General features: G+C 41.4%; 14 protein-coding genes and 2 pseudogenes. 4 read left to right on the top strand and 12 right to left on the bottom strand.

The window, feature by feature from the left end:
• Nucleotides 1–72: 72 nt before the first annotated feature.
• Nucleotides 73–459, bottom strand: a complete 387-nt coding sequence (locus JEU79_RS05585) for an FHIPEP family type III secretion protein (RefSeq protein ID WP_198263315.1) — start codon at nt 457–459, stop codon at nt 73–75.
• 155 nt (nt 460–614) lie between these two features.
• Here JEU79_RS05585 and JEU79_RS05580 point away from each other — a divergent pair, with 155 nt between their 5' ends.
• From JEU79_RS05580 to JEU79_RS05570, 3 genes are read left to right on the top strand one after another with little or no spacing between them, the layout of a single operon-like run.
• Entirely contained in the window at nt 615–992 is a 378-nt protein-coding gene (locus JEU79_RS05580) for a hypothetical protein (RefSeq protein ID WP_198263314.1), read from the top strand.
• Between the two features lie 59 nt (nt 993–1,051).
• Complete coding sequence (locus JEU79_RS05575; protein WP_198263038.1) at nt 1,052–1,297, top strand: hypothetical protein; 246 nt, start codon at nt 1,052–1,054, stop codon at nt 1,295–1,297.
• Nucleotides 1,291–2,256 (top strand): IS66 family transposase, encoded by a 966-nt coding sequence (locus JEU79_RS05570; protein ID WP_198262524.1) that lies wholly within the window; start codon nt 1,291–1,293, stop codon nt 2,254–2,256. The genes JEU79_RS05575 and JEU79_RS05570 overlap by 7 nt, the downstream gene beginning before the upstream one ends.
• Nucleotides 2,257–2,281: 25 nt before the next feature.
• Here JEU79_RS05570 and istB read toward each other — a convergent pair.
• Together istB and istA are read right to left on the bottom strand one after the other, a co-directional pair.
• Nucleotides 2,282–3,029, bottom strand: a pseudogene (gene istB / locus JEU79_RS05565) (IS21-like element helper ATPase IstB).
• Nucleotide 3,030: 1 nt separating this feature from the next.
• Nucleotides 3,031–4,521, bottom strand: a pseudogene (istA, locus tag JEU79_RS05560) (IS21 family transposase).
• Nucleotides 4,522–4,596: 75 nt separating this feature from the next.
• Here istA and JEU79_RS05555 point away from each other — a divergent pair.
• Nucleotides 4,597–4,887: a hypothetical protein gene (locus JEU79_RS05555; RefSeq protein WP_198263313.1), complete on the top strand. Its 291-nt coding sequence runs from the start codon at nt 4,597–4,599 to the stop codon at nt 4,885–4,887.
• Nucleotides 4,888–5,023: 136 nt separating this feature from the next.
• On the opposite strand, the gene JEU79_RS05550 is transcribed toward JEU79_RS05555, so the two are convergent.
• The 9 genes from JEU79_RS05550 to JEU79_RS05510 all read right to left on the bottom strand — a co-directional run bounded on the left by JEU79_RS05550 (nt 5,024) and on the right by JEU79_RS05510 (nt 13,451).
• Nucleotides 5,024–5,227 carry an addiction module protein gene (locus tag JEU79_RS05550; RefSeq protein ID WP_198263312.1) on the bottom strand — a complete coding sequence of 68 codons (204 nt, stop codon included), beginning with the start codon at nt 5,225–5,227 and terminating at the stop codon, nt 5,024–5,026.
• Nucleotides 5,228–6,050: 823 nt separating this feature from the next.
• The gene (locus tag JEU79_RS05545; protein ID WP_214660508.1) at nt 6,051–6,431 is read right to left on the bottom strand and encodes a hypothetical protein; all 381 of its coding nucleotides are present in this window, start codon (nt 6,429–6,431) and stop codon (nt 6,051–6,053) included.
• 52 nt (nt 6,432–6,483) lie between these two features.
• Nucleotides 6,484–8,292 (bottom strand): gamma-glutamyltransferase, encoded by a 1,809-nt coding sequence (gene ggt, locus JEU79_RS05540; RefSeq protein WP_198263310.1) that lies wholly within the window; start codon nt 8,290–8,292, stop codon nt 6,484–6,486.
• Between the two features lie 163 nt (nt 8,293–8,455).
• Nucleotides 8,456–8,704 (bottom strand): YfhL family 4Fe-4S dicluster ferredoxin, encoded by a 249-nt coding sequence (locus JEU79_RS05535; protein ID WP_198263309.1) that lies wholly within the window; start codon nt 8,702–8,704, stop codon nt 8,456–8,458.
• An 86-nt stretch (nt 8,705–8,790) separates the two neighbouring features.
• A complete protein-coding gene (gene coaD / locus JEU79_RS05530) occupies nt 8,791–9,270 on the bottom strand; it encodes a pantetheine-phosphate adenylyltransferase (protein ID WP_198265874.1) in 480 nt (159 codons plus the stop codon).
• Nucleotides 9,267–9,806 (bottom strand): hypothetical protein, encoded by a 540-nt coding sequence (locus JEU79_RS05525; RefSeq protein WP_198263308.1) that lies wholly within the window; start codon nt 9,804–9,806, stop codon nt 9,267–9,269. Before JEU79_RS05525 ends, coaD begins: the two co-directional genes overlap by 4 nt.
• A gap of 103 nt (nt 9,807–9,909) precedes the next feature.
• A complete protein-coding gene (rsmD, locus tag JEU79_RS05520) occupies nt 9,910–10,530 on the bottom strand; it encodes a 16S rRNA (guanine(966)-N(2))-methyltransferase RsmD (RefSeq protein WP_246540025.1) in 621 nt (206 codons plus the stop codon).
• Nucleotides 10,502–11,938, bottom strand: coding sequence for a M16 family metallopeptidase (locus tag JEU79_RS05515; protein WP_198263306.1), 1,437 nt, complete (start codon nt 11,936–11,938; stop codon nt 10,502–10,504). The genes rsmD and JEU79_RS05515 overlap by 29 nt, the downstream gene beginning before the upstream one ends.
• A 49-nt stretch (nt 11,939–11,987) precedes the next feature.
• Entirely contained in the window at nt 11,988–13,451 is a 1,464-nt protein-coding gene (locus tag JEU79_RS05510; protein ID WP_246540023.1) for a M16 family metallopeptidase, read from the bottom strand.
• Nucleotides 13,452–13,550: the final 99 nt, after the last annotated feature.

Raw genomic sequence — 13,550 nt, 5'->3', positions numbered from 1 at the left:
CCTTATTTAAGCACTTTTTATTAACAAGCTCTTTCACTTAACAAACAACTCTTTACTTAACAAAACAATTCTTTAGTTTTGTCCAACGGTAGAAACTATTTTTATTTGCATATTATCTGGCACTTCGTTGTAGGCCAATACATGCATATTCGGTATGCTATGCTTAACAAAGCGCACCAGCATCAATCTCACCTGTGCAGAAACCAACAAGATAGCGGGGGAACCATTTACTTCCTGAGCCTGAGCACTTTCAGTCAATGACTGATGCATTTTTTCTGCTAAGCTTGGCTCCAAACCACCACCTTCTTCTGACATCTGAATTGATTGATGCAATAACTGTTCCAAAGATGGCTCTAAAGTAATTACTGACAATTCAGGTAACTTCTCAATAAGTCTGTGCAAAACTTGAAATAAAAACAAAAAAAGTCTTGACAGCATTTTAGAGGACAAAAATTGCATTTTCACTGCCCCATGTAATTTATCCCTATAAATGATCCTGTCGATCTGTCTCAGATCGAAATAGAATATTTTTGAATATTATCTTAACTGAGAGGGAGTTTGATCAACACAGGGCAAACTAAAGAGCCTTAAAAAGCCATGATACAATTGTTTTATTGAAAACAACCTGTATTGATTATAGTGAAAAATTACCTCCAATTCCAGAGATACCTGAAGAAGAAAAGACACCGGTAGTCCGATTACTCCTTGCTTTCATGGAGCAACAACAGGAAATCATTCAAAACCAACAGGTTGAAATCGATGCCCTTAAAACAGAAGTTGCTAAGCTTAAAAAGCTACCTCCAAAGCCTAAAATAAGAGCCAGTAAATTGCCAAAGGATGATGACAATGATAATCCGACAGGTCATTCAGGAAGCAAGAAAAACAACTCAGGAAATGGGACTAGTAAAAGTCGTAAACGAAAGAAGAAATTGGCTATTCATAAAACCACCGTTATCAAACCAGATAACCTGCCAGAACATTCACGTTTTTAGGGTATCAGGATTATTTTGTTCAGGAGCTGCTGATTAAGCCTTTCAATACTCGTTATCGATTGGCTCGCTATAAAACACCCGATGGTGATACCTGTATAGGAAAATTGAGCTTTGATACACATATAGGACATTTTGGCCATACATTACAGAGTTATATCGTTTATCAATATTATCACCAGAGAGTGACTCAGCCATTGATAATACAACAATTAACAGAATTAGGTTTTGATATTTCAACGGGTCAGATCAATGAGATTTTAATCCATGACAAAGACCATTTTCATACTGAAAAAATACATTGCTAACTGCCGGTATCAACAATAGTACTTATATCCATGTTGATGATACGGGTAGTCGTCATGATGGAAAGAATGGTTATTGTACTCACGTTGGCAATGAAACCTTTGCCTGGTTTTCAAGTACTCGATATAAGAGCCGGATTAATTTTCTACAATTGTTACGAGGTGCTGCTGTTGATTATACGCTCAACGATGCAGCACTTGATTATATGAGAGCAGAAAAATTACCTCACAAGCCATTGAGCGTTATTGAACAAAGTCATCAGACTTGCTTTGATAATGAAGAAGCCTGGAAATACTATCTGCAGAACAATAGTATCATAACACAACGGCATGTTCGCATTGCCACAGAAGGCGCTTTACTGGGGGCATTAATTAACAGTGGCTTTCCAAGTGATTTGGTGATTGTGAGTGATGATGCAGGACAATTTGATATTTTGTTGCACGCATTATGTTGGATACATGCAGACAGAGTGTTTCAGCGGATACTACCACTCAATGAGCGACATGATAAAGAACTGAACTGGGTACATACTCAGATTTGGGAACTATTTTATGATCTCAAACAATATAAACTTGAGCCAGATGATCCGTTGAAGTCAGCGATTGCTGAACATTTTGATGAATTGTGCCGGACTAAAACAAGCTTTGAAACGTTGAATCAGGCACTGAAACGATTGGCAAGAAATAAAACAGAATTACTGCTGGTATTGGAACGGCCTGATATTCCTCTTCATAATAATTTGAGTGAAAATGATATTCGAGAATATGTTATTAAGCGTAAAATTAGTGGTAGTACACGCTCAAAGGATGGGCAACTTTGCAGAGATACCTTTGTCAGTTTAAAGAAAACTTGTTTGAAACAAGGAATTTCATTCTGGGATTTTATTAATGACCGGATCAGCAAGAGAAATTTGATCCCATATCTGCCTGAGTTGCTGAAAGGTAAAGTTTGTGCTGTTTAAATGCACAGACTTATTGAGAAGTTACTTAATCTAAGCCTTTCATCGCTTGTTTTCTACGATAACTGTCGCCTTCAATTTGATAAATAGACGCATGATGAATGAGTCGGTCAATGGCAGCCACTGTCATCATATTGTCAGTGAAGATACTATCCCATTCACTGAAAGCCTGGTTTGAGGTAATGAGCAAGCTATTGCGTTCATATCGGTGCGCAATTAATTCAAATAGTACCTGGCTTTCACTATTGGTTTTTTGACATAGCCAATATCATCAAGAATAAGTAACTCATATTTATCCAGCTTTTTCAGTTCAAATTCCAGAGATAACGCTTCTTTTGCCTTTTGAAGCATTTGCACCAATGAAGTGCTGCTCATGAATTTAACCCGCACTGATTGCTCGATGAGTGCGTAACCAATAGCGGCGGCTAAATGCGTTTTCCCCAGACCACTGGCACCAAATAAAAGCAGATTATGTCCTTGCCTGAGCCAGTTTAACTGAGTGATTTTTGTTTGAGCTGTTGGGCTGTCACACCGGTTATTTCATTAAAGTCATACTGTGATAACTGTTTACCAATGGGTAGTTTGCTTTCTCTTAATAAGCGCTTTAATTTATTGTCATGCCGGTAACTGGTTTCTAATTCACATAAATGGGCTAAAAATAATTCAGGCTCCCAATCTAATTCAATGGCTTTTTGTGAAACCTGCTGCCATTGTTTGACCATGGTCGTTAAACGTAATTCTTTGAGTAAAAACGGTAAACTTTGTGCATTGGCCATATTAATTCCCCAGTAATACATTGTAGGTCGATAAGTCATGTTGCTGACTGGTGTACTGAGGTCTATCAACCGACATGGGCGCAAAAAGTCACGGCACGCTTTGATGGAAACTCGACTGCCGGCTTCTAACGAGGCTAAGACAAAACGACCCAGCGCTGCTTCACAATCATAGGCATCGGCAATGGACAGCAAGCTCACCATATAACGGCAATCATCATCATGAATGCCCGTTTGTTTGAGATTTTCCCAAATCAGGGTGAAATCACCTTCTGGGACAATATCATCTCGGTAAGCCGATGATTTAAAGGCATTGGGCTTTTGGCTAACGAGTGAATGATATGTTTATAATTGATTGAACGCGAACGGATATGGCGGTGTGCATAAATACGCTTTAAACTTAAGGTCAATTCATGACCATAGAAACAATCTAAATGTTGATCATAAATATGGATCAATAACGTGGTACCAATCAATCGGGAGGGTACGGTATAAGTGACTCGTTTAACTGAAATGGTACTCCTTGTGGTGACTTTAACATAGAGCTCACTAAAGCCATTGGTGCGGCGGCTGGGAAGCGGTTTTAAGTGTGCTTTTTCTTCATTAAATCGTGTTTTACAGCGTATGTTTATTTGGCGAACGATGTCATCAATAAAGGCTTCATAATCCAATAAGGCGGTAAAATCTCGACTGCCACGAAGGAGTAGCTTTTGTTCGATTCGGCGTTTTAAATGACCATTAGGGGATTCAATGGCTCCATTTTCATGGGCAATGCCTTTATTGTTTCGAGTGGCTTTTATACCATAGTATTGACATAATTTTTCATAACGCTCGGTCAGCTTTTCTTGTTCATAATGATTGTTAAATGCAGCACTTAGGCTATCGGTTCGGTGGCTTACAGGGACACCGCCTGATTGCCATAGCGCATTTGTAAGCCTGAAGAAAGAGATTCAAAGCTCTCTCCACCTAAGACAACTTGAACATAAGTCCAGCCACTATAAACCAATCGGTAGTGATAAAGTTTGTGTTTAAACTCTTCTCCGTCAATCGTGATTTTAAGCTCATTAGCCCAGGTGTAATCTGAAATACCCATATCACCGGCAATGTGTTTTTGTTGAAAAATAACTTCTTGCTCCGGTCCTTCCTGAGCACGCCAGCGTTTGACTCGGCGTTGCAGTGTTCTTAGGTGAGTGTTGTCAAATTGACCGGGTTCTAGCTCTTCCAGTGCTTCTAATAAGGTAATGGGCTGTAGTTTGGGCTCAATCTCAAGTAAGGGCACTAAATGTTGTTCAAAAGCACCATTTAAGGGATCTTTTCGAGTTTTGTACTGTCTGGGCTGTGTGGTGCCGCCGGGGTGCTTACCTGTATCAATGCGTCGCGCTGATCTTTCTGAAAATCCTGCTTTGGCTGCTGATGAAGCTTGAGTGTGATTCGGTTGTTTTCGATGTGACATGTATAACTTGACCTGTTCTTGGGTAATTGATTTTCCAGACATAAAAATCCTTCTCGATTAATGTGTCTGGAGTGTATCAAACCGGCCAAGCTAGTTGTCGCCGACCGGACAAGTTAATTGTCGCCTAATAGCTATCACATTGAGCATAATTATGGTCATGGGAAGAAGCACCTGAGCTTTAATATGTATCTGTTAACCTTGCTGGCTTTTTATTTCCATCAAATTTTTGAATTAACCGATGGGGCTTATCAAGCTTGTCGTAAAAAGTTTGGCTCTAAAAAATTAATGTGGGAAAAGTTCAGAGGGGTTATTACCTTTTTTGTGATGGACTCCTGGGAACATTTAATGGATTTTTTATTGTACAGAGACGATTATGAGGAGATGAGACCTGTAAAAATAAGAAAATAAACCTATTTTAGGGAAAATGCGTCGATTAAACGCAGCATCTCCCGTGCCTGCTATTTAGAAAGAAAGAACAAAAAAAATTTTAAAAAGCATCAGGCAAACAAAAAATGCTGTTTTCAGCTTAATTCATAAGAATAAGTTACTTCACCGAGTTTTGCTGTTCTTTAACTTCTGACCAAGGTGAACCAAAATCATTGTCACTCGCAAATGCATCAAGACGCCTGTCAAGCTCAATTTCTTGATTTTCCGTTAATTTCATTTCAGATTCATCATTAAGAACGCTATTCCATAGCTTTTCAGCTAAGATAATACGTTCTGATACCGTAAGTTCTTGTATTTCCATATTAATCTCTTGAAATATACTGTGGATTAGTAATCACTATAGCAGTTTTAAAGCAAGTTTTCAGATTGGGATGACTGGCGGGATTTTGAAACATAACAAGTGGTTAACGAGGCCTGTTAAATTACATAAAATCTTAGCATCTCTCTCAAAAACCACGATTCCAGATAAAACCAAGCAACTCCAATTAATAAATCTTTTCATTTGCACCCATTATACAACACCAAACTAATTTTGCTTGGCTTTTATCACCAATCGATTGTCTATTCGCGCCAAAACACCACTTTATTTACAAAGCACGACAAATCCACGCCAAATAACCGCCAAAACTATAAAATTAATTTTACATTAAAAAAATTTCCATCAAACATCGTCATTTCGTATGACTTATTCTCACTTGGTATGAAATATCGCATTAGTAGCGACATATCGTCTGATTTTCCAATACTTACAAATCATGCCAACCATTCTTAAACCTATATTATAAAACACTATTTATTTTCAATCTAAAAGTTGGCACAGAAACTGCTTTAATATAAGTAATATTGAACAATATACATACTCTCCATATTGTTTAATGTGTTACTTGCAGAGTGTTTAGAGACAATGGCCTCCTTACTCATTGAACTTAAAGCACCTTAGCATTAACCATTTAGCGATTTGCACTTTTAATGTGTAGTGTAGGTTTAGCAAAACTCTTGAAGCCCCTCTGGAAACAGTAGGGCTTTTTTTTTGGCTTTTTCGGGGGGGGGGGGGAAATGTAAAGTCAAAAGATGCAAGCCCCTCAGTCCCCCTTCTTCAGAAGGGGGAAGTTAAGCATACAAGTTTATTGCCATTCCAGGCAACTGAGTCGCCATTCATCAGAGACTTTTTTCCAGCAACTATGTACTGCATAGTGACGGGCGTTGTCAGGGATGATATTTTTTCCGCCGGTGATGATGACTTGTGACTGGACATCGGCTCGAATGGATTGTAGTTCGACCTGATTGGCAGAGACATAGACTGAAATGTCTTTGTAACGGAAAAAGAAGCCCATCAGCATACGTTGTAGGGATTTATGGCTATTGCCTCGTTGATCTTGGTATTGCTCATCAACCACGTCCATAAATTCACCACGGTCATGGTTTTCTATGGCTGCTTGTAGGACGGCGATCTGAGCCAAAATCTGTGCTTCATCAGTCTTTTTTTCAGCACAGCCTGAAGCCAATAGAACACCAGCAAACAAGAGGGTTAAAATGCTCAGCCTTTGATGCATAAAATTATTCTGTTTGCTCAGGTTCAGGTGCTATTTCAGGTGCTATTTCAGGTGTGAGTTCCGGCATTATTTTAGACGTTAGCTCAGGCACATCAAAGACCAAAGACTGTCCCTCTACTCTGGGATCGGATGCGGCTTGCACAACACCTGTTTCCTTGTTCCAACTAATGGCTTGCATATTGCCATAGGCTGAGTCTTGTTGCTGAAGTTGATGCCCCATGAGTTGCAATTCTGCCTGGGTATCCTCACTCAGAGCATTGGCTTCATAAAAGATTTTATCCGGTAGGTATTGGTGGTGAAAGCGTGGGCGTGTCACCCAATCAGTCACTGTGCCGCCTTTTTCCAATTCTAAAATACCCAGTAAAACCATGGTAATAATACGACTGCCTCCGGGAGTACCTAATAAGGCAATGCTATCTTGGGTGCTTACAAAGGTGGGGCTCATGCTGGATAGGGGGCGTTTGCCTGGGGCAACGGCATTTGCCTCTGCACCAACTAAGCCATAAACATTCGGTGTGCCCGGTCGTGCGGAAAAGTCATCCATTTCATCGTTTAAGAGTACTCCTGTGCCATTGGCGGTAAAGCCTGAGCCAAAGGGATAGTTAATACTCATGGTGGCTGAAACTCGGTTGCCCTGGGTGTCCAGTACGGAAAAATGAGTGGTGTCCTGACCTTCTGTTTGCTGCGTACTGCTTGTGGTCGCTATGGCTTTTTTCGGTGAGCTAATATCGGGTAAATCGGCACTGGGGAAGGCTTTGTCTAAGCGAATACTTTCCCGTAGGCCATCGGCATACCAGGGATGGCTCAGGCGTTTAACTGGCACATCGACAAAATCACTATCACCAAGAAATTCTGCCCGGTCACGGTAGGCACGGCGCATGGCTTCGACTATCAAGTGGGTTTGCTGGCTGTCATTCAAGGATTTTAAATCAAAATTTTGTAAAATTTGTAAAATGGTGGCGAGCGCAATGCCGCCTGATGAAGGCGGTGGCACTGAGGTGATGGTCATATCACGGTATTGAAACTGAATTGGTTCACGTTCTTTAATGGTGTAATTTTTTAAATCTGCCATTTGCCAGATGCCTTGGCTGGCCTGTACTGAGTTGACCATTTTAAAGGCTGTCAGCCCTTGATAAAATTCATTGCCGCCCTTTTCTGCAATACGTTTTAAGGTTTGTGCCAAATCTTTTTGCACGATTAAATAGCCGAGTTCAGGCACTTCGTTATTGTGCAGGAATATCTTTGCTGAGGCTTCATATTGTTGCAAGACTTCGAGGCGGAAACCGACCATTTTTCGGTAATGCTCTGTGACGGGAAAGCCTGCTTCAGCAATTTGAATGGCTGTTTGCAGGACTTGTTTCAGGGGCAGTACACCATAGTTTTTTGCTAGATGTGCCATTGCCGCGACGGTGCCGGGAATGCCTGCGGCCAAGGGACCATTGACTGAGCTATTGGCGATGTATTCACCCCTATCATCCAGATACATATCCCTATGGGCTTGCCCCGGTGCCATTTCTCGGCCATCGATCATGGTGGTTTTGTTCTTTTTTTGATCATGAATCAGCCAGAAGCCACCACCACCCAAGCCTGAGCTATAGGGTTCAACAACGGCTAAAACAGCCGTAATGGCAACTGCTGCATCAAAGGCATTGCCGCCGTATAAGAGGATGTCTTTACCTGCCTGAGTCGCTAGAGGATGTGCGGTTGCTATGGCAGCTTGGGGTGGTGTTTGTTGTGCCTCCTGTGGAAGAGGCTGGGCTTGTGCCGATAAACTCAACAGGCAATAGAGTAACAATACAGTTCGTGTCATCATTCGTTTCGTAAGTCTCTTAATGATTCTAAAATAATAGGCTTTTTTATAGCGCTCATTACAGCATAGGTAAAAAAATAGCAAAAAAAAACCCCTTATGGCAAGTTATTAATCACTTGGCAATAAGGGGCTTTGGTGGCCGATGACAGTCTGATGCGCTAGATGACTATTCGCCGGTTAATTTTTTGTATTTGACCATTAATTCGTCTTCATTTTCAACGTGATCTGGATCTTTGGGGATACAGTCTACGGGACAGACTTCAACACATTGTGGCTCATCATAGTGACCAACACATTCTGTGCAGAGATCGTGGTTAATTTCATAAATCTCTTCACCCATGAAAATCGCTTCATTAGGACATTCAGGTTCACACACATCACAGTTAATGCATTCATCAGTGATATACAATGCCATTGGTAGCCTCCGAAAATAGTCTAAAACTTGGTTTGTTTCTAAGCCTATTGCTTAGAATACAATAATAATCTAAATAACTGGTAATTCTAACTTAATTTTTGTTCAATTTCAGCTATTACTTGCGGTGGAACAAATTTTGTTATGTTGCCACCTAATCTTGCCACTTCTTTCACCAGACTCGATGATAAATATGCGTATTGTTCAGCCGTGGTTAAAAAAATGGTTTCAATATCCGGTGCCAAACTGCGATTCATGCCTGCCAATTGAAACTCATATTCAAAATCCGAAACAGCTCTCAGGCCTCGTAGAATAACACTGGCATTATGTTCCTGAGTAAACTCAACCAATAAATTGTCAAAACCAACCACCGACACATTGTCTAAATCAGCCAGTACCTCCGTGGCGATACGCACCCGCTCTTGCATATCAAACAAGGGCTGTTTACTGGGGTTGCTCGCCACGGCAATGATGACATGGTCAAACATTTTTGTCGCACGCTTAACCAGGTCAATATGGCCATTGGTAATGGGATCAAAAGTGCCAGGATAAACTGCATTAACCATTATTTTTTCTCTGTTACTGGCTCTATATCCTTGTCTATAATTTTGGCGTCAGGATTAGGATACAAGTCAATCATATTATCGGGTAATTTACCTTCTGCGGCCTGATGCAAGGCGTCCGATTCCATGAGAATAAGCACCAAGGTTGTTACCATAATGGGTAAAATGCACACCCCGCCAATTAAGGCAAAGACGGCTTCTTTCATCCAGCCAAGGTTAGTGTAGCCATAAAGTCCGATTAATGCCACTACACTGATGGCCAAAATCATTTTGATAAAAAAGACACTGCGCTTGATGGCAATTTGCCAATGGCACATCACGTACCAGGATTCATTTTTACGGGAATCAATGCCTTTTTTAATGATGTAGCCCAAGAGGATAAAAGATGCAATAGGCACAATTAGCATCGGCCAAGCCCAACTAGTCGCCAAACCTAAAGTCGCGACAAAGGTCAGAATGTGATTGCCAATTAAATTGATTAAAAAGATATCGTGGGGAACTTTCGCTTTCTTTATTTCTTCATCACTGACATCAAGATACATATTACAGACCACCCATCATTAGTATTTTATTAACTATTTAATTAGTGGTACGAATTGTACACATAAAAACACTAATATACCAGTGACCTTAATCACTTAATGCTCACTTCTTATGCACATTGATCAGAAAATATGCGAGTTGTCCGGTTTTTTTTTCTTTTAGCACTGTCCAGCCATTTGGTAATGGTGGTAATGGCGTATTTTTTTCAACTTCAATGTAAATCAAGGCCTTATCTGACAGGCATTGAGACTGTTGTAATAGTCCACAAAAGACTGGGACTAAATGCTGATTGAAGGGGGGATCGAGAAAAACAATATCGAAGGTTTTCTCACTGGCTAAGGCCTGCTTTTGCAAACTATGGCTTTGCAAATAAGCTTTCGCGTCAGTCTGTATTAACTGAGCATTTTCAACCTGCAAGAGTGCAAGGTTTTGTCGGATCATTTGAATGGCCTGAGGATTTTTATCAATCATCACCACTTCAGCCGCATATCGGGACAAAGCTTCTAAGCCCAGCGCACCACTGCCACTAAAGAGATCCAGACAACGTGCGCCTACGATATCGGCCTGTAGCCAGTTAAACAGGGTTTCACGCACCCGATCCATCGTGGGTCGTAAACCTTCGCCATCGGCAAAATTGAGTTTGCGTCCGCGCCACTGACCACCAATGATACGTAGTTGGTTACTTTGACCAGACTTAGCCTTTGCTCGCTTCAAGCCCTGCATCCTTCTTCGCCTGCTCATGCCCACTAGTCTTAGAGTCTTCAATCTTAGAATTTTCAACATCCGGGCCAACAATGACAGTCACCATTTTGTTCGGATGGACACGACGCTTATAAGCCGATTTAATTTGCGCCAGAGTCACGGCTTCAATATGGGCATTATAATTGTCCATATAATCCAGCGGTAAATCATAAAAACCAATCACAGCGAGGGTTTCGACAATGCTTTTATTACTCGCCAGTTTCAATGGAAAACTGCCGGTAATATTCAGTTTGGCATCTTTAAGTTCCTCTTCACTGGGGCCATCGGTAATAAATTGTTGTAAATTCTCAGCCACCAGTTGAATGGCTTCTTCGGTCGAGCTTTGCTTAGTGGTGAAGCTAAACTGATACGGCCCCTGGGCATGCATGGCGACCAAATAGCTACCAATGCTATAGGTCAGGCCACGTTTAACACGCAATTCTTTCATCAGGCGGGCATTAAAGCCACTGCCACCGAGAATATGATTGCCTACATACAGGGCATAATAATCCTCATCACCGCGTTTAAGAATAGGCTGTCCCATTAACACGGTGGTTTGTGTAGAAGGGTGATTTTCTCTGATCACCATTGCCTTCTCATTTTGTTCCGCTGAGGGTAATGCAGCGACTTTTTCTCCCGCTGGCATGGCCTGGGAAATTTGCTCTGCATAGGATTTCGCCTGTGCTTCCGTTAAATCACCGACAATTGCCAACACGACATTTTTAGCAACATAAAACTGCTTATAGTAGGCCTGTAGATCACTGCGTTGAATCGCTTTTAAACTGTCACGCGTACCATCCGGTGGCGTGCCATACGGGTGCGTTTTATATAATGATTGATAAAAATAACGTGAGGCTTTTTTCGATGGTGTCTGATCGGCATAATCTAATGCTACTAACATTCTGGCGCTTTCACGTTGCAATGCTTCTTCTGGAAAAACAGTATTGGCCAGAATGTCAGTCAATAAATCCAGTGCCTGATTACGCTGCTTTTCATAGCTCAGAGTGCGGAGGTTCACGATGGCCATATCACGATAGCTGCCATTGCCATATTCTACCCCTAAAGAGGCAAATTGCTCGGCGATATCATTGGCTGAGAGTTTATCTGTGCCTTCAAAGATAAGACCATTGGTCAGCTTGGCCAGTCCCGCCAGTACTTCGCCGTCAGCGGATTTAAAACTGCCATCACGGGCTGCACCCGCATCAAAAATAAGACGAAAATCAATCATGGGCAAGCTATCGGCTTGTTGATATAGCACCTTCATGCCATTTTGCGTGCTCCACTGGGTTATTTTGCCCACTTTGACCCGTTGCTGAGCATTTTCAGTATTCTCTTTTAACTCTTTTGTCTCTTCTTTTGTCTCATTGGCCTGTAGTGTGGAAACACTCATAAGACTGACCAAAACACAGCATAGGCTTAATTTTTTTACTATTTGCATTCTAATTCACCTGTCCGATTAGCTTTGTTTCTGTACTTTTCTTATCCTGTTTTTTAATAGGGGTCAGGATAGCAACGGTGAGTGTTTCTGGTACGAGATATTTGTTCGCTACTTGCTGAATTTGCTCTGCTGTGACCGCCTGTATATGTTGCACATATTCGCTGTCTTTTTTCCAGCCAATGCCCACGGTTTCTGCGATACCGATTTTCATGCCCTGGTAAAACATGGAATCCTGTTCATACACTGCGGATGAAATGACCTGTGCTTTAACACGATTGAGTTCTTGGTCGGAAATAAGCGTTGTTTTGATAACTTCCAACTCATCCAATAAGGCTTTTTCTAATTGTGCAGTTGTTATGTCTTTGGCTGGTATGCCATCCAATAAAAATAGCGTTTGTACCCGTGAATCCAAAGAATAGCCTGCGCCTGCTGAGGTTGCTATTTTACTGCCACGCACCAAGCTTTTGCTCAAGCGTGAGCTGTCACCGCCATCAAGAATGCCTGCTAATAAGTCCAAGGCATAAGGTTCCCATTTTTCACTGGCGGTATTAATCACCGGCACTTTATAGCCCATTAGCAAATAAGGCAGTTTGGCTTCAAGCTTCATTTCAATGCGTTTAGTGCCCTTTTGCTGGCGTTCAGTTCTGGGCTTAAGCTTGGTAATATCAAAGGGGTTTAAATCACCAAAGTATTTCTCAGCCAGTTTAAAAACAGCCTCGGGTTGCACATCACCCACGACTACGACGGTGGCATTATTGGGTGCATAATAGCGTTGATACCAGGTGTTTAAATCTGCTACCGTCATGTTTTGCAAGTCATCCATCCAACCAATGGTGGGATTGTGATAACCGCTATTATCAAAGGCGGTGGCATAAAACTGTTCATACGTCAGTGATTGCGGCTTATCTTCAGTACGCCAGCGACGTTCTTCCATGACCACCATGACTTCTTTGGCAAATTCATCCTGAGGCAATAATAAGCCACGCATTCTATCGGCTTCGAGTTCAAAACTGACTTTTAAACGACTTTTTTCCAGTTTTTGATAATAGGCGGTGTAATCTTTGGAGGTAAAGGCATTGTCTTCACCGCCATTGCGCGAAATAATTTTATTAAATACACCGGCAGGGTGTTTTTCAGTGCCTTTGAACATCATGTGTTCCAGCACATGAGACACACCGGTAGTGCCTGCTGTTTCGTAACTGGAGCCCACTTTGTACCAGACTTGTGAAATGACTACGGGGGCACGGTGATCGGGTTTAACAATGATTTTTAGACCATTATCAAGTGTTGTTTCACTCACAGCAGTCATTTGCCCGGCTTTATTGGATGGCATATCACTCGTCGCATATAGCGTTTGACTTAGGCTGATTAGCACCAATACGCCTAAAGTTTTTTTATTAGCACGATTAGCCAATGTTTTTAACACTGACTTGAAATCCGACTTAAACAGGTTATTTTCTATCATTAAAACGTTCTCTTCCTAAATTGTTCTAACTATTGTTTACTTTGTTTCAGTATTACTGGGGTGTTTCTTAAGGCTTTCTTAGGTATTGCTCTGATATTT

It is taken from the genome of sulfur-oxidizing endosymbiont of Gigantopelta aegis (genome assembly GCF_016097415.1).
Lineage (GTDB): Bacteria > Pseudomonadota > Gammaproteobacteria > GRL18 > GRL18 > GRL18.
This window is presented reverse-complemented; position numbering and strand designations above follow the sequence as displayed.